Raw genomic sequence first — 19,279 nt, 5'->3', positions numbered from 1 at the left:
GGATAGGGTTTCGCCAGCAGTCCGCAAGCGCTGGCGTGACCGATCATCAGGGGTGATGCCGTGGGACCCGTAGGGACTTCGTCCGCGCCCGGCGGGCTCGGCTGGAACCGTGCGACGGCGACGCTGGTGCTGCTCTCGTTCGCGATGCTGATCGTTTCGCTCGACCAGTACATCGTGGTCGTGGCGCTTCCCGACATCGCCGCCGACCTCGGCTATTCGGCGCAGACGCTCCAGTCGGTCATCAGCGCCTACGCGGTGACCTCGGCCGGCTTCCTGCTGTTCGGCGGGCGCGCCGCTGACCTGCTCGGACGGCGTCGCGTCCTGGTCACCGGCCTCGCGCTCTACGCAGGGGCGGCGTTCGCGGGAGGACTCGCGACCGGACCGGGCGCACTCCTCGTCGCTCGCGCGGTCCAAGGTCTCGGCGGAGCCCTGGTCTTCCCCACCACCCTGGCCGTCATCAACACGGCCTTCGTCGAGGGACGTGCCCGCAACCGCGCCCTGGGGATCTGGGGAGGGTCGGGCGCGGCAGGACTCGTCATCGGGGTGCTGCTCGGCGGTCTTCTGACGCAGCTGTTCGGCTGGGAGGCCGTGTTCTTCGTCAACGTCGTCCTGGCCGGCCCCGCGCTGCTGCTGGCGTTCGTGGTGATCCCCCGGGACGGCGGGCGCGAGAAGGGCCGCACGTTCGACCTGCCCGGTGCGATCAGCATTTCCCTCGGTGTCACGCTCATCGTGTTCGCCCTCGTACAGGGCCCCCAAACGGGCTGGCTTTCGCCGGGCATCCTGGTGAGCGCAGGTGCCGGCCTCCTGCTGATCGGCGCCTTCGCCGTCATCGAGCGGCGCAGCCCCGACCCGCTCATGCCGCCCCGGCTCCTCTCCAACCCCAACCTGATCACCGGCGTCGTCATCGCCTTCATGTTCATGGCGACCTTCGGCTCCGTGCTCTACTTCCTGTCCCTCTACTTCCAGGAGGTCCTGGGCTACGACGCCTTGCAGACCGGCGCGGGCTTCGTCCTCCCGACGGCAGTGGTGGTGGCCGGTTCGACCGTTGCGGGCCGGCTCGTGACGCGGTTCGGTCTCCGGCGCACGCTGGCCGTGGCACTCGCCGTCGGTGCGCTGGGTGCGGTCGCGCTCGGCCTCGCGGTCTCGCCGGACGGCGCGTACATCGCGCTCGTTCCCGGCCTCGTGGCACTCGGCGCGGGCGACGGGGTCGTCTTCACCGCCATGTTCATCGCCGCCGCCACCGGGATCCCCGACCGGGACCAGGGCATCGCCTCGGGCATCGCCTCGACCGGCTCGGGCGCGGGTGCGGCCGTCGGCCTCGCCGTCCTCGTCCTGGTGTCGACCGCCGGCCTCGACGGCCTCTCCGGCGAAGCGCTCCGGATCGCCGGCGCCCACGGGATCCGCACCACGCTCTTCGTCGTGGCGGGTGGAATCGCCGCGACCTTCCTCGTCGCCATGAGCCGGTGCCCGACCCCGTCCGACCCGGTACTCGCCGCCGTGCCGTACCAGACCCGTCGCTGCTGACGGCGCCTGCCGGGGACACCGCGCCCCGTGCGGCGTACGCTCGTCCGCAGGAGACTCGTAGGTCCACGGCACCGCGGGAGGGTCCATGACCGCGTCCAAGACCGCGCTCGGTGATCTGATCGGGATCGACGACAAGACCGTGCTGGTTCTCGGGCAGGGGCTGGACGTCGAGCACGGTCAGCCCGACGTCGCCAATGCCCTCGTGCACCGGGCCGGGGACACGCTGGTGCTCGTCGACACCGGCGTCACGGCGGTCTTCCGTGCGGCGCTGCGGGAGGCGGCCGACCGGGTCGGGCCCTGGTCCCGGGCGCTGGTGCTGACCACGCACGGTCATCCCGACCACGTGGGCAACAACGACCTGGCCGACGAGCTGGGCATGCCGGTCGAGCACTACGTCCCGGCCCCCGACCTCGACCAGATGCTGGACCCGGTGTCCTACTGGGTGCGGTCCTTCGAGCGCGTCGCCGGGGTGGCGCCCCTGCCCGGTCCGCCCGCGCTGACCAGCTCCAAGGTGGTGTCGCTCTTCGAGCCGCTGCGGCCCTTCGGCGCGACGACGCGGACCTACGAGGAGCGGCCGCTGGAGCGAATCCGGCTCGGCTCGCTGCGGTTCACCGGGTGGACCTTCGCCGACGGTGCGGTCCGCGTGATCCGCAGCCAGGGCCACTGCGCCGGGCACGTGATCGTGCACCTCGGGGACTGTGGCGTCCTCCACCTGTCCGACGAGGGCAACGGCGCCTGTGGTGCGATGGCCGACGCCGACCAGCTCAAGATCCAGACCGTGCTCGGCGCCGTCGCCCGCCTCTTCGAGGAGGGTGAGGCCTCGCTCCTCACCGACGGGCACACCTTCGCCGTGCGCCGTGGCGCCGAGGTGGTGTCGTACCTGGACGGGCTGCTGGAGCAGGCCACGGCCCTGCAGCAGGCGGCGCTCGGGCTGGCCGGGGAGAGCGACCGGATCCGGCCGAGCGCGTTCACCACCGGCTACACGGAAAGCCTCGCCGAGCTGGGGGTCGGCGGCGCCAATCCGAATGCGATGTTCACCGCCATGATGGCGGTCAACCAGCTCAGCGAGCTCGGGCTGCGGCCGCAGTCCGGCGACGCCGACGCTCCCTGGTCCCGTCCCGCGCTCCAGAACCCCGCATAGCCCCCACCGGGCCGGTTCAGCGTGGCCGCAGCCCGTCGAAGACGACGTCGAAGATGCGCTCCCGGGGCGCCGGATCCGCTCCGAGCTGTTCCAGCGCCCTGCCGGTGCCGGCCAGGAGGGCGATGAACTCCGGCAGGCCCAGCTCCGGGCGTACCGCGCCGGCCCGTTGTGCGCCGGCCAGCAGATCGGCCAGCCTGGCCTGGATCTCCGTGGTCGGCTCCTGCAGCGACGCGTGCACGTCCACCCCGGCCGCAGCGAGGGCCCGGGTGAACTCGTTCTTGCCCTCGGACTCTTCCACGACCAGGCGGAAGCAGGCGAAGAAGGCCTCGGCGGGCCCGGTCTCGGCGGCCAGCCGCGCGGTCCGGGCCGCCATCTCCTCCAGCCTGCGCACCATCACCGCCTCCAGCAGTGCCTCCTTGGTCGGGAAATGCCGGAAGAGCGTGCCGACTCCGACCCCGGCGGTGCGCGCGATCTCCTCGGTCGGCACGCCGACACCGCGGGTGGTGAACACCTCGGTGGCGACATCGAGCAGCCTGGCCCGGTTGCGTGCCGCGTCCGCCCTCAGGGGGCGCTCCTGACCGCCAGCCATCCCTCTCCGCCTTTCGCAGGCGACGGCAGAACCACCCTGGACAACCGGAGTCTCCAGTCCGTATCGTGAAACGGAGTCGCTAGTCCGATTCTATCCACGGTCTCACCGGAGGTTCGTCATGCCCGAAACGCTGTCGCCCCGCGAGGTCTTCCAGAAGCTGATCGACGGCATCGGCGCAGGACGGTACACGGAGTTGGCCGAGCTCTACGCCGAGGACGCCGTGGTGGAGACCGTCTTCGAGCCGGTCGGGCCCCGCCGGGTCGAGGGGCGGGCCGCCCTCAGGGAGAGGTTCGCCCAGGTCGCCGCGAGTTCGCCCGTGGAACTGACCCCGGCGAACGTGGTCGTCCGGGAAACCGAGGACGCGGAGGTGGTCGTCGCCGAGTTCGACTACCACGTGCACCACCGGGTGACGGGACGGAACTTCGAGGCCGCCAACATCCTGGTGCTGCAGGTCCGCGACGGCCTGATCGTCAGCAGCAGGGACTACCACGACCACCTCGCCCTCATCGTGGCCGGCGGCAACCTCCTTCAGCTGGTGGAGGCGCTGGAAGGCAAGTAGCAGCAGGGCCGCCGCCGGTCCGGTGCCCGCGGGTCGGGCCGTGGGCATACTGCTCTCATGGGCCAGTGGAGGAGGGTTCTCCCAGGCGCCGGTGCGTGTGCAGGTGCCCGTGCGCGCGCCCGTGCGTGCGCACGTGCGCGGCTGGGCGAGGCCCTCTTCCTGCGGGTGGCCGGGCCCGCCGGTCCCGCCACCCGGAACCGCATCCACCTCACGCCCGGACCGCGCTGGTTCGGACCGGACCACCCCGTGCGGCAGGTCCACGCCGACGCCGCCCTGTTCGTCGGCGGGATCAGCGCCCTGCTGCTGCAGTCCCTGCACCCGCTGGCCATGGCCGCCGTGGCCCGGCACTCCGCGTACCGGGAAGATCCCTGGGGCAGGCTGCAGAGGATCAGCACCTTCCTCGCCTTCACCACCTTCGGCACGGCGGACGACGCGCAACGGGCGGTCGACCGGGTCATCGCGGTGCACAGGACGGTCAGCGGGCGGGCTCCGGGAGGCGAGCCGTACGCGGCCACGGACCCCGCCCTCCTCGAATGGGTGCACGACGCCGAGCTGAGCTGTTTCCTCCGCTCCCACCAGCGCTACGGCTCCCGCCCGCTGGACGGCCCGGACCAGGACGCGTACGTGGCGGGCATGGCGCGGGTCGGGGCGGCGCTGGGTGTCACCGCCCCGCCACGCACCGCCGCGGAACTCACCGGCCGCATCGAGGACTACCGGCCGCAGCTGCGCGGCACCCCCGAAGCCAGGGAGGCGGCCCGCTTCATCCTCCGCCACCCGCCACTGCCGTGGGCGCTGCGCCTGCCGTACGCGGCCCTGGCCGCGGGCGCGGTCGTCCTGCTGCCGGACTGGGCCCGGGCCGAGCTGGGGCTCCCCCGGCGGCTCCCGATGGAGCGGTGGTGGGTCCGGCCCGTGGCCCGCGCAGCGGTCAGGCTGGTCCGGTGGTCCCTGCCGGCGCCGCCCGTGCCGTCCTGGGCCGCCGATGCCGTGCCCGATGACGCCTCGGCCCCGTGACGCGCGGCCCTCGTCCGGGTTTCGCCGGCCGGGGGCCGGGCAGGCGCCATCAGGCGGCTCGGGACGGGAGCGAGGAGACTTGACGCGAGCGGGCCCCGTACCGCGAGCCATCGGCCCTGGCATCGAGGAGGTGCGGCATGAGCCGACCGGAGCAGCCGCGCCACCGTGCGCCCACACCGCCGTCGGAGGCCGTCGGCCGTTCCGCCGGGCGGCAGCGCCCGGGAACCGGCCGCGAGGAACGGATCCGGCCGTACCCGCAGGGAGACGATCGCCCGTGAGCAGCCGGAGCACCACCGTGGACGACAGCTGCCTGAGCGCCTTGCAGGAGCTGAAGAGCAAGCGTGAGATCAACACGGTCGTCTACCGGCTGGACGAGCCCTTGGACACCGTGGTCGTCGAGAGCCAGGGGAACCTCACGCACGAGGAACTGCTGGAGTCGCTCCCGCCGGGCGAACCCAGGTTCGTCGTCCACGACCTGCACTTCGCCGCGTCGGACGGGGCCCGCAGGAGCGACCTCGTGATGATCCTCTGGATTCCCGACGCGGCGCCGTCCGCGCACAGGCTCGCCTACTCCTCCGCCCACCGCGTCCTGCAGGACGCCCTGGACGGTATCCAGGTCACCGTCCGGGCCACGACCGTGTCCGACCTGGCCTACAACGAGCTCGCATCCCAAGCCGTCTGACAGACACAGGGGCAGATCATGTCCGTTCTGCTGACCGACAGCACCCTGTCCCTGCTCACCCACGGCTACGCGTGGGCCCCCGACCTGCGCCGGGCCCACCATGGTGCGCCCGTGGTCTCCACCCACCTGTTCGGCCGTCGCGCGGCACTGCTGCACGGCCCCGAGGCCGTCGCCCTGTTCTACGACGACCGCCACGTCCAGCGGCACGGCGCCCTCCCCTCACACGTGCTCGACACCCTCTTCGGCAAGGGAGCGGTCCACAGCCTGGACGGGCCGGCGCACCGGGTGCGCAAGGAACTGTTCGTCTCCCTGCTCATGTCGCCGGACTCCGTCGGCAGGCTGGCCGAGAGCGTCGAGGACGGCTGGCGCGAAGCCGTGACGGCCTGGGAAGGCCGCACGGTGGTCCTCTTCGACGAGGTGGCCACCCTGCTCACCCGGGCGGTCTGCGCATGGGTGGGTCTGCCGGTTCCCGACGACGCGGCCCGGGAGGTCGCCGAGGACTGCGTGGCCATGATCGACGGCTTCGCCACGGCCGGACCCCGTCGCGTACGTGCCCGACACGCCCGGCACCGCCAGGAACAGGCCCTCGCGGCCGCCGTCGCCGACCTCCGCAGACTCGGACCGCACCCCGACGGCGTCTTCTCCCCGTCCCGGCACGCCTCGCTGGCCGGGAGCCCCCTGGAGGCGGTCGCGCTCCACCGCGAGCAGGACGGCACCCTGCTCGATCCGCACACGGCAGCCGTGGAACTGTTGAACATCATCCGTCCCACGGTCGCCATCACCTGGTTCGCCGTCTTCGCCTCCCACGCCCTCCACCGCTACCCCGGTGTGCGCGACCAGCTGCGCGCCGGTGGCCGGGCCCACGCCCGCGCGTTCGCCCACGAGGTCCGCCGCTTCTACCCGTTCGTGCCCTTCATCGGAGCCGTCGCAGCTGACGACCTCACCCTCACCGGGCACGAGATCCCCGCCGGGACCCACCTCCTCCTCGACGTGTACGGGCACCACCACGATCCGGAGCTGTGGGACCGGCCGTACCACTTCGACCCCGGTCGCTTCCTCGGCCACGAACCCGGCCGCGACGCGCTGATCCCGCAGGGTGGAGGCGACGCACGCACCGGCCACCGCTGCCCCGGCGAGGACATCACCGTTTCCCTGCTGGCCGCGCTCGCGCCGGCCCTGGCCGATCTGGACTTCGCCGTACCCCAGCAGGACCTGTCCATCCCGCTGAGCCGGATCCCGACCCGGCCCCGCAGCGGGTTCGTCATCGAAGTCGCACACCGGCCGAGGAGCCACGGCGCCCGCCGGTTCCAGGCCCAGGCGTGAGCAGGGCCGGGCCGTCCACCCGCGACCTGCCCGGAGGCCTAGTCGGCGCCGGGGCGGGTAGCCGCCCGGCAGGAGCACCGTCCAGGAGTCGGAGGAGTCATGACGCGAGGCGTCCACGAGGTGATGACCAAGAATCCGGTGACCGTCGACAAGCTGACGTCACTGGCGGAAGCGGCGCGGGTGATGCGGGACGCCGACATCGGAGACGTGCTCGTCGTCGACGGGGGCCGGCTGTGCGGCATCCTGACCGATCGGGATCTGGTGGTCCGCGCCATGGCCGAGAACAGGGATCCCGCCGAGACGACCGTGCAGGCCGTCTGCAGCAGTGCACCGGTCACCGTCGGGCCCGACGACACGGTCGACCATGCCGTCGGCCTCATGCGCCGGAACGCGCTGCGGCGCCTGCCCGTACAGACGGAGGACGGTGACCTCGTCGGCGTCGTCACCCTGGGCGACCTCGCCGTCGAATCGGACCCGGGGTCGGCCCTCGCGGCGATCTCGGCCGCGGAGCCCGGCAGCTGACCGAGCACCGGGACGACCGCCGGGAATGCTCACACCGTGCGGGCTCCGCCGTTGGCGGGCCGTCCGTTCGGGTGCAGTCGAGGCCGCGGCGGGATGGCGGCGTGCGGCCGGGTAGGCGTCGTGTATGAACTCATACGCCCCCGGTACCTCGACGGCAGTCGCGCAGACCTCGGCACTCGATGCGGCATCGGCGGGTTGGCTGAGGTCCCTCGGCCTGCTCGAACGGACGACGGTGGCCGATCCGGCGATCAGGCTGCTCCAGCGGGGAATCCGCTCGCTGCCCCTGGGCGGGATGCGGGACCTCTTGCGTGGCAGGCCACTGGGACACCCGCTGCATCCCGTCCTGGTGCAGGTACCGATCGGCTGCTGGCTGTCGGCCGCCGTGCTGGACGTGGTGCCGGGTACGCAGCGTGCGGCGACGACGCTCACGGGCGTCGGGCTGGCCGGGATCGCGCCGGCCGCGCTGGCCGGCTGGACGGACTGGGCCGACCTGCCGCCCGCACAGGCCCGGGTCGGACTGGCCCACGCGGTCTCCAACGTGGCCGCGGTGGCCTGTTACACCCTCTCCCTGACGGCGCGGCTCCGCGGCCGCACGGCGAAGGGCAGGCTGTGGTCGGTGGGCGGCCTGGCCGCCGTCGCGGTCACGGGTGCACTGGGCGGACACATGGCCTACCGGCGGCCCGTCGGAGCCCAGCCCGGAGGCTAGACCTCGTCCCGTGAGGGCGTGCCGGGAAGCCGGACCGTGACGAGGAGGCCGCCGGCGGGGCGGGGGACGAGGTCGAGGGTCCCGTCGTGGGCGCGGACGATGCTGTGCACGATGGCCAGGCCGAGGCCGACGCCGGCGTGCTCGTCGGTGCGTACGCGTTCCGTTCCGCGCTGGAAGGGTTCGGTGAGGGTCGCCACCCGTTCCCACGGGAGCGGACGGCCCTTGTTCTCGACCCGCAGCACGCTCGTGCCGCCGTCCGCCTCGGTGTGGACCGTCACGGTGCCGCCGGCGGGGAGGTTGTGGACGACGGCGTTCTGGACGAGGTTCGTCACCATCCGCAGCAGGAGCTCCGCGGAGCCTCTGGTCCGGGCCGCCCCGCCGGTGACGTCGAGCGTGATCCGGCGCCGTTCGGCGAGGGGAAGCAGCGTTTCGGCGGCTTCTTCGGCGAGGAGGGAGAGGTCGACGCCCTCGCGGATGAAGTTGCCGCGCTCGCCGCGGCTGAGCAGCAGGAGGGCCTCGGTGAGGTCGATCGCCCGCGCATTGACGACGTATAGACGTTCGATGAGCTCGTCCCGGTCCCGCGTGGGGTCCTGGCGGGCGACGTCGAGCAGCGTCCGCGAGATCGCCAGCGGGGTGCGCAGTTCGTGGGAGGCGTTCGCGGCGAACCGCTGCTGCTCGGCGATGTGGGACTCGAGCTGTCCGAGCATCGAGTCGAATGCGTCGGAGAGTTCGCGGAACTCGTCCTGGCGGCCCGTCATGCGGATGCGATGGGACAGCGACCCGGTTCCGGCCTTCCGTGCGGCGTCCGTGATCTGTGTGAGGGGTGCGAGCATCCGGCCGGCGAGGAGCCATCCGCCGACGAGGCCGAACAGGAGCAGGAAGGCCATGGCCACGGCCGCGGCGGGGGCGAAGGTGTGCACGAGCAGGTAGCGGTTGGGCGAGATCCCGAGCAGGCCCTGGGAGTTGTCGGGTACGTAGCGCAGCAGGAACACCCACACCACGGTCAGCAGGAGCGCGCCGGCGACGGCGAGGAATCCGGCGTAGCTGAGGGCGAGTTTGAGCCGGGCACTGAGCCCCGGGCGTCTACGCATGAGGGCTGCCGGTGTCGATGCGGTAGCCGACGCCGGGCACCGTGGCGATGGCCCATGGTTCGCCGAGTCGTTTGCGCAGGGCGGATACGGTGATGCGCACGGCGTTGGTGAGGGGGTCGGCGTTCTCGTCCCAGGCCCGTTCCAGCAGCTCTTCGGCGCTGACGACCCCGCCCTCGGCGGCGACGAGGACTTCCAGCACGGCGAACTGCTTGCGGGTGAGCGCGACGTGGCGTCCGTCGCGGAAGACCTCCCGGCGGAAGGGGTCGACCCGCAGGCCCGCGATCTCGCGGACCGGGGGCCGGGCGTACGCGCGTCTGCGGTCGAGCGCCCACAGCCGCAGTACGAGCTCCCGCAGGTCGAACGGTTTGGTGAGGTAGTCGTCGGCGCCGAGCCCGAACCCGGAAGCCTTGTCGTCGATCCGGTCGGCGGCGGTGAGCATGAGGATCGGGATGCCGCTGCCGGAGGCGACGATGCACCGGGCGACCTCGTCGCCGGAGGGGCCGGGGATGTCGCGGTCGAGGACCGCGAGGTCGTAGGAGTTGACCCCGAGCAGTTCCAGGGCGGAGTCGCCGTCGCCGGCGATGTCGGCGGCGATCGCCTCCAGCCGCAGACCGTCACGGACGGCCTCGGCCAGAAGGGGTTCGTCCTCCACGATCAGTACGCGCATGTCCGAAGCCTAAGCAGCGCGGGATATCGCCGACGTATCCGAGGACGTGTACGCACCGGACATGCGACTCGGCCCGCCGGTACGCCACCAGCGGCGCGATGCCAGCGCGGCCAGCACGGCCCCGGCGGCATTGACCAGTACGTCGTCCACGGAGGACACCCGGTCCAGTCGCAGGACGTACTGCGCGATTTCGACCAGGACCGAGCAGCCGGCTCCGAGCGCCAGGATCCGCGGCAGGGACGCCGTCGCCGCGAACCGCATCGGGGCGAAGAACCCGAGCGACGCGAAGACCAGCAGGTTGCCGACGATCCCGAGCGGCCCCATCGTGACCAGGTCCCTCAGCGGTACCAGGCTCACGCGACCGGGGACGATGCCGGCCCCGGCGCCCGGCATCATGGTCATCCACAGGAACGGCGCCGTCCCGTGGACCATGCCCACCTCGGCCAGCGACGTCCGCCACGCCAGGGGGTCGCCGGCGGCACGCCGCCTGCGTGCCAGGGCCCACACCACCACCAGGGCCGGCGGCAGCGCGACCAACGTCATGAGCACCACACCGTTGAACGTGTCGAAGCAGCCGTGCCACCGCCCGGCCATGCACCTCGGAGCGGACATCATGAGCGGCCCCCGCACGACGTACGCGGCGCCCGCCAGGCCGAGTACCGCCGTGCCGAGGAGCACGATCCCGCGCGTGCGGCGGGCCGGTTCCGGCAGGGATGCGTGGTGGTTCATGCCGCCATGAGAGCCGGAGGGCCGTTGCGGTGGCGTATGCGGTTCTCGATACGCCCGCGATACCCGGGGCCCGGCCTCGGCGAGCCGGGTCCGGGCCCCGGGTATCGCGCTCCGCGCAGGTCAACCGCCCGGTCCGGGTGCCGGGTCCAGCAGGACGCGCGGCAGGGCGTGCGGGTGCTTCTCCGCGAGCCAGGCGACCAGTTGCTCCCGTACGACGCAGCGCACCGTCCACAGGTCGTCGGGGTCCTTGGCGGTGACGATGACCCGGAGCACGACGGTGGAGGGCGTCGTCTCGGTGACGGCGAGGTCCCACGCGCGGCCGTCCCATTCCTTGCAGCCGTGCAGGATCTCTTCGGCCTTGTCGCGCATGAGGTCCACGGGCACGCGGTGGTCGCAGTGGAGGAAGACGCTGCCGGTCATCTGGACGCCGCCGCGCGACCAGTTCTCGAACGGGCGGGTGGTGAAGTACGAGACGGGCATGGTGATGCGGCGTTCGTCCCAGGTGCGTACGGCGAGGAAGGTGAGGGTGATGTCCTCGACCACCCCCCACTCGCCCGCTACCACGACGGTGTCGCCGATGCGCACCATGTCGCCGAAGGCGATCTGGAAGCCCGCGAAGAGGTTTCCGAGGGTGGACTGGGCGGCGACGCCGGCCACGATTCCGATGATCCCGGCGGAGGCGAGCACGGACGTGCCGAGCGCGCGGAAGCTCGGGAAGGTGACGAGCATCGCGGCGACCGCGACGACGGCTACGACGACCGTGACCACCCGCATGATCAGGGTCACCTGGGTGCGGACCCGGCGCAGCCGCGCCGGGTCGCGGGTGGCGGTGGCGGTGGCGTAGCGGGCGTACCCCGACTCGACGACGGCGGAGGCCACGGCCACCATCAGCCAGGCCCCCGCGCCGATCAGGGTCAGTGAGAGGACCCGGCCCACGGCGGCCGCGTGGTCCTGCAGCGGCGGCCAGGCGATCTGCCGGTGGGCGCCCTTGAGCAGGGCGGCGAGCAGCACGATCTGCAGGGCGTGGCGGCACCGGCGCAGCAGGTTCCACAGGGGCGTTTCGGGGTGGCGCGCGTCGGCTCGGCGCAGCAGCAGGTCGAAGGCCCATCCGGCCGCGAAGGTGAGCAGGATCGAGCATCCCAGGACGGTCAGCACACGAAGAGCGCTGTTCATATCTCCTCAACGGATGTAGGTGACATGGACGTTCACGCCCCTGCCCCGTGGGAGGGAGCTGACACAGGAGGACGAAGACCGGCGCGGACGGTGCGTGCGGCGCGTGCAGTGCGTGCGGTACGGGCGGGAAGAGCCCGGCCGCGTGATGGCGGGGGGATGCCACCACGCGGCTCGGGTCCGCTCGGGAGTCCGCGCCGCTCACCGTCACGGACTCCCGTGACGGCGCTTATGGCCGGTCTCCGTCGGCTCAAACGGTCGGAGCGCACTCTTTCTCGGAGCGGGCCGTCCACGTTTGCGGGGCGCGATCGGGGTCAGACGCGGAGAGCAAGGCATTTCCCGCACCCACAGGGAGTGATCGGCTGTGTCGAGGGACGAGAAGGGCCGGGCCAAGGCCGAGCAGGTCAAGGGCAAGCTCAAGGAGGCGGCAGGCCGCCTGGTGGGCAATGAGCGACTGACCGCCGAAGGCCGGACCGAGCAGGCGAAGGGCCATGCCCGTGAGGCCAAGGAGAAGATCAAGGACATCTTCAAGCGGTGACCTGGCCGCACCGCGGACGTGCCTCGGTCCCGAACCCGTCGGGGATTCGGGACCGAGGCACGTCCGTACGCCGGGCCGACGTCGGGCTCACTCCCCCGGCTCGGCCGCCACGATGCCCAGCAGTCCGGGGAACCGCTGCTCGATGTCGGCCCGGCGCAGGCTGGCCATCCGGCTGTTGCCCCGGTCGACCTGCCGGATCAGCCCGGCCTCGCGGAGCGCGCGGAAGTGGTGCGTGACGGTCGCCTTGGACACCGGCAGCCCGAAGGAGCTGCACGTCCGTGCCGCGCCGTCGGGTTCGGCCGCCAGCTCACGCACCACTCGGCGCCGCAGCGGATCTGCCAGCGCGGAGAGCACGGGGCCGAGCTCCATCTCTTCGACGTTCGGGTGTCCTTCGCCGTCGGGCATGCGGGACACCTCCCTTCAGGTATGAATTGCATCGTACCTACGCGTTCGATAACGTCCGGCAGGTACGTGATTGATCATACCTACCGGGGGAGAACCCTGTATGTCCCTGTCCCAGCCCTTCGCACTCGTCGGCACCGCGCGCCCCAAGCCCGAACGCGCCGAGGAGCTGAAGCAGCTCCTGCTCTCGTTCGTCGAGCCGACCCGGCAGGAAGCCGGCTGCCTGGAGTACCACTTCCACGAGGATCGCAACGACCCCGGCGCCTTCGTCTTCTACGAGGCCTGGCGCTCCCAGGCCGATCTCGACGCCCACCTCGCCCTCCCCCACATGCAGGCCTTCTGGGAGCAGCGCATGGACTACCTGGAGTCCGACCTCGACATCCGCTTCCTCACGATGCACAGCCCCTATGCCGCCCGCAAGGAGCGCGGGACGAGGGCCCGCTGAAGGCAGGTCAGGTCGGCGTCGCCCTCCCGGCCCCGCCACCCCCCGTGCGGTATACCTCCCCTGGGGCTCACCCGATCCCCGTGAAGGGAGTGGTTGCCGTGGAGCGCACGACGTGCTGCGTGGTGGGAGGCGGGCCGGCCGGCATGGTGCTGGCGCTGCTGCTGGCCCGGGCCGGTGTGGAGGTGACCGTGCTGGAGAAACACGGCGACTTCCTGCGCGACTTCCGCGGTGACACCGTGCACCCCTCCACCCTGGCCCTGCTGGACGACATCGGCCTCGCCGAGCGGTTCGCCCGGCTGCCACAGCGCCGCGTGACCACGGTGCAGCTGCCCCTGGGGCAGGACCGGTCCCTGGTCACGATCGGGAACATCGGGGCGCTGCACGGAAAGTACAACTACATCGCGATGGTGCCCCAGTGGGACCTGCTCGACCTCCTCGCCGACGAAGCGGCCCGGGAACCCTCCTTCCACCTGCGCATGGACACCGAGGCGACGTCGTTCCTCGTCGAGCGCGGACGCGTGAATGGCGTGCGCTACCGCACCGCGGACGGCGGCACCGGCGAACTCAGGGCCACCCTGACCGTGGCCTGCGACGGCCGCGGCTCGCTGGCCAGGGACCTGGCCGAACTCGGACTCGAGGACTTCCCGTGCCCCATGGACGCGTGGTGGTTCCGCCTGCCGCGCCACGAGGACGACCCCAGCGGACTCGTGGGCGGCCTGGGCGACCGGTTCTTCACCGCGCTCATCGACCGCGGCGACTACTGGCAGTGCGCCGCGCTCATCCCCAAGGGAACCGACGCCGAGCGCCGCGCCGAGGGCCTGGAGCGCTTCATGTCCCGCTTCACTGCCGCCGTCCCGTGGCTGGCCGACCGGAGCCACGCCGTCACCTCCTGGGACGAGGTGAAACTGCTCGACGTACGCCTCAACCGCCTGCGCCGCTGGCACCGCCCCGGGCTGCTGTGCATCGGCGACGCCGCCCACGCGATGTCACCCGTCGGCGGCATCGGCATCAACCTCGCCGTCCAGGACGCGGTGGCCGCGGCCCGTTACCTCGTACGGCCGCTGCGCGAGGGCGCCGTGGGACTGCGCGACGTGCGCCGCGTCCAACACCGCCGCTGGCCCACCACCGTGGCGACCCAGGGCCTCCAGCGCCTGGCCCACGCCCAGGTCATCGGGCCGCTGCTGGCCGGCCGCACCGCGTTCGGCGATCCCCGGCGGGCCAAGCGGATGACGGAGCTCGTCACCGAGTCCCGGTGGCTGAACCGGATCCCGGCCTACTTCATCGCGTACGGAGCCCTGCGCGAGCGCCCCCCGAAGGAATCGCTGCGCTGATCGACCACCCGGGCGGAGGCCGACGGATCACGTGGTGGGGCTCCCGGGTGTGCGGAGGGTGCGGCGGACGGCGTCGCGGAGCCAGTGGTGGGCACGGTCGGCCGCGTGGCGGGGGTGCCAGGCCATGCCGACGGTCACGGGCGGCAGGGCCAGGGGGATGTCCAGGAGGTGCAGTCCGAGGGCGATGGCCTCGCCGGTGAGCGGCGAGGGGGCGGCGCCGGGGAGTGCGGCGGGTACCAGGCAGACGATGTCGCTGCGCGCGGCGAGGGTCATGGCGGCCAGGTGGCTGGGGAGGACGATGCAGACCCGCCGGTGAAGGTTCTGCTCGGCCAGGGCGGTGTCGAGGGGGCCGGTGAACCGGCCGCGGCGGCTGACCGCGACGTGCTGTGCGGCGGCGAGCCGGGCCGGGGTCACGGGCCCTTCGGTCAGCGGATGGCCGGGACGGACGGCCGCCACCATGCGGAGGCTGACCAGTTCCTCGACCCTGGTTTCGGGGTCCACATGGTCGATGGACCCGACTTCCAGGTCGATCCGGCCGTCGCGCAGGGCGGGACCGGCCTCCAACTCCTCGGCCCGGAGCCGGAACGAGACCCCCGGCGCCTCCTGCCCGGCCAGGCGCAGCAGTCCGGGAGCCAGCGCCGCGCCGACCAGGTCGGCGGCCTGAAGGGTGAAGGTGCCGCGCAGGGTGGCGGGGTCGACGCCGGTATCGGGGCTGAGCAGGGCGCCGAGGCGCTGGACCACGGCCGCGGCTTCCTCGCGCAGGGCCAGGGCGCGCGGGGTGGGGACCATGGTCTGCCCGGCCCGGACCAGCAGCGGATCCTGCAGGGTGCGGCGCAGGCGGGCGAGCGTACGGCTCATGGCGGCGGGCGAGGTGTGCAGACGGGCGGCGGCCCGCGTGACGCTGTGCTCGGCCAGCAGGGCGTCCAGCGCGATGGCGAGATTGGCATCGAGGGATGAATCCGGGCTGCTCACCAGCATCATTCCATTTTCGTCAATGATTCCGTGCCGACATTCCCATTGTGGCATCACTGGGATCCTCCGCAGGATGAGGGGCGTACCGACCGGCACGACCTGCGAGGTTTTCATGATCGTCATTACCGCTCCCACCGGGAACATCGGCCGTCCTCTCCTCTCCCGGCTCCTGGAGTCCGGTCCCGCCGCGGGCGAGGAACTGCGCGTGATCGTGCGCGACCCCGCCCGGCTTCCGGACGCGGCGCGCGGACGCGTCGAGGTGATCACCGGCTCGCACGGAGACGCCGAGGTCCTCGACCGGGCCTTCGAGGGCGCGGGCGCCGTCTTCTGGCTCGTCCCCCCGGACGCCTCCCTGACCCCGCAGGACGCCTTCAGCGGCTTCGCCCGCCCCGCCGTGAAGGCGCTCGCCGCCCACGGCGTCGGCCATGTCGTCGGCGTCTCCGCGCTCGGCCGCGGCACCCCGCTCGCCGACCGGGCCGGCCTCGTCACCGCCTCCCTCGCCATGGACGACCTCATCGCCGGCAGCGGCGTCGCCTACCGGGCCCTGGCCAACCCGTCCTTCTTCGAGAACCTCCTGGAGGAGTCCGGATCGATCCGCGACAAGGGCGTCTTCACCGACGTCGTCGACGCCGACCGCAAGGCTCCCCTCGTCGCCTGCGCCGACATCGCGGCCGTCGCCGCCGGCCTGCTGCTGGACCGCTCGTGGACCGGCACCGACAGCGTCCCGGTCCTCGGCCCGCAGGACCTGTCCCCCAACGACCTGGCCCGCATCATGACCGAACAGCTCGGCCGCCCCGTCCGCTACCAACGCCAGTCGCTCGACGAGCTGTACACCACCCTCGTCGGCCACGGCCTCAACGAGGCGTTCGTCCGGGGCATCGTCGACATGAAGCGGGCCAAGGACCAGGGCCTGGACGCCGGCGTCGCCCGCACCCCCGACACCGCCTCCCCGACCGGCTTCGCGCCATGGTGCGCCCAGACCCTCAAGCCCGCCGTCCTGTCCTGAAGTCCACCAAGACCCCCTGCCGCTTTGGAGGCACCCTGATGTCCGCGGAAAAGCCGGAACCGTCGGTCACGGCGTTCATGCTCGTCAAGACCACGCCCGAGTGGCTCGCCCTGAGCGTCCAGGAACGTGTCGACGCCTTCACCACCCGGGTCCTGCCCGCGATCGAGGCCAGGACCACCGGTGTCCGGTCACGCTTCTACGACACCGAGTTCTACTCCGCGCGCGTCACCGACGTCTGGATGTGGGAGGCCGAAGACCACCACGCCTACCAGCTCCTCATCGACGCACTGCGCGAAACCCCGTTCTGGGACCGCTACTTCGAGGTCGTCGACCTCCTGGTCGGCACCGAGAACGGCTACGCCCGCACCTACGGCCTCGAACCCGTCGCCACCATCACCACCTGAGTTTCACCCCTGAGGCGGTGGGCGGTCGGCGGTCGGCGGTCGGCGTACCAGTCGACGCGTGTCAGCGGGGTGACCGGCAGGGCTTCGAGCTCGTCGTCGTCCAGGATCTGCTCGGCGGTCTCGTTCGAGCAGCCGACGTAGGTGGACCGCAGGTCGTAGTCGGTGGTGACCACCCAGCCACGGTCCTGCGGCCACCAGAATTCCGGGCCGGCCGAACCCACCCTGTCCGCGACTTCTTCCCGTACGGATTCCAGGCCGGCCAGGGAGGCATGGCGAACGAGTGGTTCTTCCTCGCCCCAGCAGAGCGCCGCCATGTCGTAGGCGAAGCAGATGCCCTGGTCACCGGTCACGCCCGCGAGGCGACGTGCCAGCGCGCCCCGGCTCCGGCCGTCGAGGGCCCCTTCTTCGGTCGTCCACACCAGCTCGCCCCCGGCTCCGTGCCGGCCGGGGAGCGAGAAGTGGGACAACTCAGGGTGGAACTCGATCCCGGCTGCCTCGGCCCACGTCTGCCAGGTGCGGGTGCGGCCCGACCCGTCCGCGGCCTCGAAGCGGTGAAAGATGCGCAGGTACGCCTCGAATCCGCTCGGCACGAGCTCGGACACGACGTGCCCGGGGCCCGCACCGGGCCGGCCGAGCCGCTCCTGGAGCCAGGCCAACTCCGTACCGTCGTACGTCCACTCCCGCGTCTGCGCCATGACGTCCATTCTCCGGGACTGCCCGGGCCCGCCCACCGCATAGCGCGGCACGGATCACGGGGCCGGTACGCGGACGAACTTCACGAGGGCATGGAGCCGACACCGACCATGTGGCGGTCCCCCGCACCCACGGTCGAGCCACCGCAGGCATCGCCCGCGGTGGCTCGACCGGAGGATCCTCGCCCGGGCGACTGGACCAGCGGATCACCCGGACTGCTCCTCCGTCCCCTGCCCACCACCGGAATCCCCGCCCTGCTGCCTTCCCGAATCGCCGTCGGGATTCTGACCGGGCGATTGCCCCGCGCCCGGACCTGACTCCTGGCCCTGGCCCTGACCCGTTTCCGGGCCCGGCACCTTCCCCGGGCCGTTGCCTGGGCCGTTCCCAGACCCCTGCCCCGGCGCCGTCCCAGGGGCCTGCCCCGCCTGCTTGCCCGGCTCGCTCCCGGGCACCTTGCCGGGGTGGTTGCCACCGCCGTTATCCGGGGCCTGGCCCGAACCCTGGTTCGACACCTTCCCGGATTCCTGACCGGGGGCCTTGTCCGAACCCTGGCCCGGGCCGTTGCCGGGGCCGTTCCCTGACTCCTGACCCGGCACCTTCCCGGACTCCTGACCCGACTGCCGGCCCGACTCATTCCCGGGCGCCTTTCCGCGGGCCTTGTCGGGGCCCTTGCCGGCGTCCTTCTCCGGGGCCTTGCCCGGTTCCTGGCCGGACTCCTTTTCCGGCGCTTTCCCGGGAGCCTTGTCCGGGCCCTGGCCGGAGCCCGTTTCCGGCACCTTCCCGGGTGCCTTGTCCGGGTCCCGGCCCGGCACCTTGTCCGAGTCTTGGCCGGGCGGCTTGCCCGAGTCCTTACCGGGCTCCTGCCCCGGCTGCTTGTCCGGCTCCTCCCCGGAGTCCTTGCCCGAGCTCTTGTCCGACTCCTTGCCTGGCGCCTTGACCGGCGGCTTGCCGCTGTCCTTGCCGGGCTCCTGCCCCCGCTCCTTCCCCGGTGCCTGGCCGGACTCGTCACCCGGCAGTTCGTCCTTGCCCTTGCTCGGCTCCTTGCCGGACTCCTGACCCGGCACCTTTCCCGCGTCCTCGCCCGAACCCTCGCCCGGCTCCTTTCCCGACTCCTTTCCTGAGTCCTTGCCGGCGCCCTTGTCCGGCTTCCCTCCCGGCGTCTTGTCCGGGTCCTTGCCCGCGCCCTTGTCCGGCTTCCCTCCTGGCACCTTGTCCGGGTCCTGGCCCGACTCCTTGCCCGCGCCCTGGCCTGGGGCATTGCCCGGCTCCTGGCCGGATTCCTTACCTGGCACCTTCTCCGAGTCCTTGCCCGGGCCCTTTCCCGGCGCCTCCTCCGGATCCTGGTCGGACTCCTCGCCCGGGGCCTGGCCCGGCACCTTGGCCGGGTCCTTCCCCGGGTCCTCGCCAGGCTTCTGGCCGGAGTCCTTGCCCGGTGCCTTCCCAGGCACCTTGTCCGGGTCCTGACCTGGCTCCTTGACTGCACCCTGGCCGGGTGCCTTGCCGGGCTCCTGGCCCGGTTGCTTGCCCGGCGCCTTCCCCGGGGCCTGTCCGGACTCCTGAGGCGGCGCATTGCCGGGCTCCGGGGCCGGGACCTTCCCCACGTCCTGCCCCGGGACCACTCCCGGCTTCTGGCCCGGCGCCTTCCCGGGGTCCGTGCCCGGGTTCTGGCCCGGGTCCTGGCCCGGGTCCTGGCCCGGGTCCTGGCCCGGGTCCTGGCCCGGGTCCTGGCCCGGGTCCTGGCCCGGGTCCTGGCCCGGGTCCTGGCCCGGGTCCT

The 19,279-nt window shown here is 72.3% G+C and carries 21 protein-coding genes and 1 pseudogene; 13 read left to right on the top strand and 9 right to left on the bottom strand.

Annotated elements, in window-relative coordinates; translation table 11 throughout:
* Positions 1–60 precede the first annotated feature (60 nt).
* Complete coding sequence (locus ACIPYQ_RS35900) at positions 61–1,524, top strand: MFS transporter (RefSeq protein WP_401258378.1); 1,464 nt, start codon at positions 61–63, stop codon at positions 1,522–1,524.
* Between the two features lie 85 nt (positions 1,525–1,609).
* Complete coding sequence (locus tag ACIPYQ_RS35895) at positions 1,610–2,665, top strand: MBL fold metallo-hydrolase (protein ID WP_401258376.1); 1,056 nt, start codon at positions 1,610–1,612, stop codon at positions 2,663–2,665.
* Positions 2,666–2,681: 16 nt separating this feature from the next.
* Here ACIPYQ_RS35895 and ACIPYQ_RS35890 read toward each other — a convergent pair whose 3' ends face one another.
* The gene (locus tag ACIPYQ_RS35890; protein ID WP_401258375.1) at positions 2,682–3,254 is read right to left on the bottom strand and encodes a TetR/AcrR family transcriptional regulator; all 573 of its coding nucleotides are present in this window, start codon (positions 3,252–3,254) and stop codon (positions 2,682–2,684) included.
* A 118-nt stretch (positions 3,255–3,372) separates the two neighbouring features.
* Here ACIPYQ_RS35890 and ACIPYQ_RS35885 point away from each other — a divergent pair, with 118 nt between their 5' ends.
* From ACIPYQ_RS35885 to ACIPYQ_RS35860, 6 genes are all read left to right on the top strand, one after another.
* Positions 3,373–3,813, top strand: a complete 441-nt coding sequence (locus ACIPYQ_RS35885) for a nuclear transport factor 2 family protein (protein WP_401258374.1) — start codon at positions 3,373–3,375, stop codon at positions 3,811–3,813.
* 165 nt (positions 3,814–3,978) lie between these two features.
* Positions 3,979–4,824: an oxygenase MpaB family protein gene (locus ACIPYQ_RS35880; RefSeq protein ID WP_401258373.1), complete on the top strand. Its 846-nt coding sequence runs from the start codon at positions 3,979–3,981 to the stop codon at positions 4,822–4,824.
* 274 nt (positions 4,825–5,098) lie between these two features.
* Positions 5,099–5,506 carry an actin depolymerization factor/cofilin-like domain-containing protein gene (locus ACIPYQ_RS35875; protein ID WP_361765874.1) on the top strand — a complete coding sequence of 136 codons (408 nt, stop codon included), beginning with the start codon at positions 5,099–5,101 and terminating at the stop codon, positions 5,504–5,506.
* A gap of 18 nt (positions 5,507–5,524) precedes the next feature.
* Entirely contained in the window at positions 5,525–6,829 is a 1,305-nt protein-coding gene (locus tag ACIPYQ_RS35870; RefSeq protein ID WP_401258371.1) for a cytochrome P450, read from the top strand.
* Positions 6,830–6,928: 99 nt separating this feature from the next.
* The gene (locus ACIPYQ_RS35865; RefSeq protein WP_361765868.1) at positions 6,929–7,351 is read left to right on the top strand and encodes a CBS domain-containing protein; all 423 of its coding nucleotides are present in this window, start codon (positions 6,929–6,931) and stop codon (positions 7,349–7,351) included.
* A 124-nt stretch (positions 7,352–7,475) separates the two neighbouring features.
* A complete protein-coding gene (locus ACIPYQ_RS35860; protein ID WP_401258369.1) occupies positions 7,476–8,057 on the top strand; it encodes a DUF2231 domain-containing protein in 582 nt (193 codons plus the stop codon).
* On the opposite strand, the gene ACIPYQ_RS35855 is transcribed toward ACIPYQ_RS35860, so the two are convergent.
* The 4 genes from ACIPYQ_RS35855 to ACIPYQ_RS35840 all read right to left on the bottom strand — a co-directional run bounded on the left by ACIPYQ_RS35855 (position 8,054) and on the right by ACIPYQ_RS35840 (position 11,717).
* Entirely contained in the window at positions 8,054–9,148 is a 1,095-nt protein-coding gene (locus ACIPYQ_RS35855; protein ID WP_401258367.1) for a sensor histidine kinase, read from the bottom strand. The two genes, ACIPYQ_RS35860 and ACIPYQ_RS35855, sit on opposite strands and share 4 nt — an antisense overlap.
* A complete protein-coding gene (locus tag ACIPYQ_RS35850; protein WP_401258365.1) occupies positions 9,141–9,815 on the bottom strand; it encodes a response regulator transcription factor in 675 nt (224 codons plus the stop codon). Before ACIPYQ_RS35850 ends, ACIPYQ_RS35855 begins: the two co-directional genes overlap by 8 nt.
* Before the next feature lie 9 nt (positions 9,816–9,824).
* Positions 9,825–10,544, bottom strand: coding sequence for a VanZ family protein (locus ACIPYQ_RS35845; RefSeq protein ID WP_401258363.1), 720 nt, complete (start codon positions 10,542–10,544; stop codon positions 9,825–9,827).
* A 120-nt stretch (positions 10,545–10,664) separates the two neighbouring features.
* Positions 10,665–11,717 (bottom strand): mechanosensitive ion channel family protein, encoded by a 1,053-nt coding sequence (locus ACIPYQ_RS35840; RefSeq protein WP_401258362.1) that lies wholly within the window; start codon positions 11,715–11,717, stop codon positions 10,665–10,667.
* A 361-nt stretch (positions 11,718–12,078) separates the two neighbouring features.
* On the opposite strand from ACIPYQ_RS35840, the gene ACIPYQ_RS35835 reads away from it, so the two are divergent.
* Positions 12,079–12,252 (top strand): CsbD family protein, encoded by a 174-nt coding sequence (locus ACIPYQ_RS35835; protein ID WP_401258360.1) that lies wholly within the window; start codon positions 12,079–12,081, stop codon positions 12,250–12,252.
* 87 nt (positions 12,253–12,339) lie between these two features.
* Here ACIPYQ_RS35835 and ACIPYQ_RS35830 read toward each other — a convergent pair whose 3' ends face one another.
* A complete protein-coding gene (locus tag ACIPYQ_RS35830) occupies positions 12,340–12,657 on the bottom strand; it encodes an ArsR/SmtB family transcription factor (RefSeq protein ID WP_401258358.1) in 318 nt (105 codons plus the stop codon).
* A gap of 100 nt (positions 12,658–12,757) precedes the next feature.
* On the opposite strand from ACIPYQ_RS35830, the gene ACIPYQ_RS35825 reads away from it, so the two are divergent.
* On the top strand, positions 12,758–13,099 hold the full coding sequence (locus ACIPYQ_RS35825) for a putative quinol monooxygenase (RefSeq protein WP_401258357.1): 342 nt from the start codon (positions 12,758–12,760) through the stop codon (positions 13,097–13,099).
* A gap of 98 nt (positions 13,100–13,197) precedes the next feature.
* On the top strand, positions 13,198–14,430 hold the full coding sequence (locus tag ACIPYQ_RS35820; RefSeq protein WP_401258356.1) for an FAD-dependent oxidoreductase: 1,233 nt from the start codon (positions 13,198–13,200) through the stop codon (positions 14,428–14,430).
* Positions 14,431–14,457: 27 nt separating this feature from the next.
* Here ACIPYQ_RS35820 and ACIPYQ_RS35815 read toward each other — a convergent pair whose 3' ends face one another.
* Entirely contained in the window at positions 14,458–15,411 is a 954-nt protein-coding gene (locus ACIPYQ_RS35815; RefSeq protein WP_401258354.1) for a LysR family transcriptional regulator, read from the bottom strand.
* Positions 15,412–15,514: 103 nt separating this feature from the next.
* On the opposite strand from ACIPYQ_RS35815, the gene ACIPYQ_RS35810 reads away from it, so the two are divergent.
* Together ACIPYQ_RS35810 and ACIPYQ_RS35805 are read left to right on the top strand one after the other, a co-directional pair.
* Positions 15,515–16,408, top strand: a complete 894-nt coding sequence (locus ACIPYQ_RS35810) for an NAD(P)H-binding protein (RefSeq protein WP_401258352.1) — start codon at positions 15,515–15,517, stop codon at positions 16,406–16,408.
* A gap of 38 nt (positions 16,409–16,446) precedes the next feature.
* Positions 16,447–16,812: a darcynin family protein gene (locus tag ACIPYQ_RS35805; RefSeq protein ID WP_401258351.1), complete on the top strand. Its 366-nt coding sequence runs from the start codon at positions 16,447–16,449 to the stop codon at positions 16,810–16,812.
* Here ACIPYQ_RS35805 and ACIPYQ_RS35800 read toward each other — a convergent pair.
* Entirely contained in the window at positions 16,776–17,507 is a 732-nt protein-coding gene (locus ACIPYQ_RS35800) for a hypothetical protein (RefSeq protein ID WP_401258350.1), read from the bottom strand. The two genes, ACIPYQ_RS35805 and ACIPYQ_RS35800, sit on opposite strands and share 37 nt — an antisense overlap.
* A 204-nt stretch (positions 17,508–17,711) precedes the next feature.
* Positions 17,712–19,279, bottom strand: a pseudogene (locus tag ACIPYQ_RS35795) (hypothetical protein); the annotation flags it as partial.

The sequence above is a fragment of the Streptomyces sp. NPDC090045 genome, from assembly GCF_044747975.1.
Classification (GTDB): domain Bacteria; phylum Actinomycetota; class Actinomycetes; order Streptomycetales; family Streptomycetaceae; genus Streptomyces.
This window is presented reverse-complemented; position numbering and strand designations above follow the sequence as displayed.

What these genes read in the sequence shown, in the direction of transcription:
- ACIPYQ_RS35895 (WP_401258376.1), top strand. Translation starts at nt 1,610, where the DNA reads ATGACCGCGTCCAAGACCGCGCTCGGTGATCTGATCGGGATCGACGAC.
- ACIPYQ_RS35890 (WP_401258375.1), bottom strand. Translation starts at nt 3,254, where the DNA reads ATGGCTGGCGGTCAGGAGCGCCCCCTGAGGGCGGACGCGGCACGCAAC.
- ACIPYQ_RS35885 (WP_401258374.1), top strand. Translation starts at nt 3,373, where the DNA reads ATGCCCGAAACGCTGTCGCCCCGCGAGGTCTTCCAGAAGCTGATCGAC.
- ACIPYQ_RS35870 (WP_401258371.1), top strand. Translation starts at nt 5,525, where the DNA reads ATGTCCGTTCTGCTGACCGACAGCACCCTGTCCCTGCTCACCCACGGC.
- ACIPYQ_RS35865 (WP_361765868.1), top strand. Translation starts at nt 6,929, where the DNA reads ATGACGCGAGGCGTCCACGAGGTGATGACCAAGAATCCGGTGACCGTC.
- ACIPYQ_RS35860 (WP_401258369.1), top strand. Translation starts at nt 7,476, where the DNA reads ATGAACTCATACGCCCCCGGTACCTCGACGGCAGTCGCGCAGACCTCG.
- ACIPYQ_RS35855 (WP_401258367.1), bottom strand. Translation starts at nt 9,148, where the DNA reads ATGCGTAGACGCCCGGGGCTCAGTGCCCGGCTCAAACTCGCCCTCAGC.
- ACIPYQ_RS35850 (WP_401258365.1), bottom strand. Translation starts at nt 9,815, where the DNA reads ATGCGCGTACTGATCGTGGAGGACGAACCCCTTCTGGCCGAGGCCGTC.
- ACIPYQ_RS35845 (WP_401258363.1), bottom strand. Translation starts at nt 10,544, where the DNA reads ATGAACCACCACGCATCCCTGCCGGAACCGGCCCGCCGCACGCGCGGG.
- ACIPYQ_RS35840 (WP_401258362.1), bottom strand. Translation starts at nt 11,717, where the DNA reads ATGAACAGCGCTCTTCGTGTGCTGACCGTCCTGGGATGCTCGATCCTG.
- ACIPYQ_RS35830 (WP_401258358.1), bottom strand. Translation starts at nt 12,657, where the DNA reads ATGCCCGACGGCGAAGGACACCCGAACGTCGAAGAGATGGAGCTCGGC.
- ACIPYQ_RS35825 (WP_401258357.1), top strand. Translation starts at nt 12,758, where the DNA reads ATGTCCCTGTCCCAGCCCTTCGCACTCGTCGGCACCGCGCGCCCCAAG.
- ACIPYQ_RS35815 (WP_401258354.1), bottom strand. Translation starts at nt 15,411, where the DNA reads ATGATGCTGGTGAGCAGCCCGGATTCATCCCTCGATGCCAATCTCGCC.
- ACIPYQ_RS35810 (WP_401258352.1), top strand. Translation starts at nt 15,515, where the DNA reads ATGATCGTCATTACCGCTCCCACCGGGAACATCGGCCGTCCTCTCCTC.
- ACIPYQ_RS35805 (WP_401258351.1), top strand. Translation starts at nt 16,447, where the DNA reads ATGTCCGCGGAAAAGCCGGAACCGTCGGTCACGGCGTTCATGCTCGTC.
- ACIPYQ_RS35800 (WP_401258350.1), bottom strand. Translation starts at nt 17,507, where the DNA reads ATGGCGCAGACGCGGGAGTGGACGTACGACGGTACGGAGTTGGCCTGG.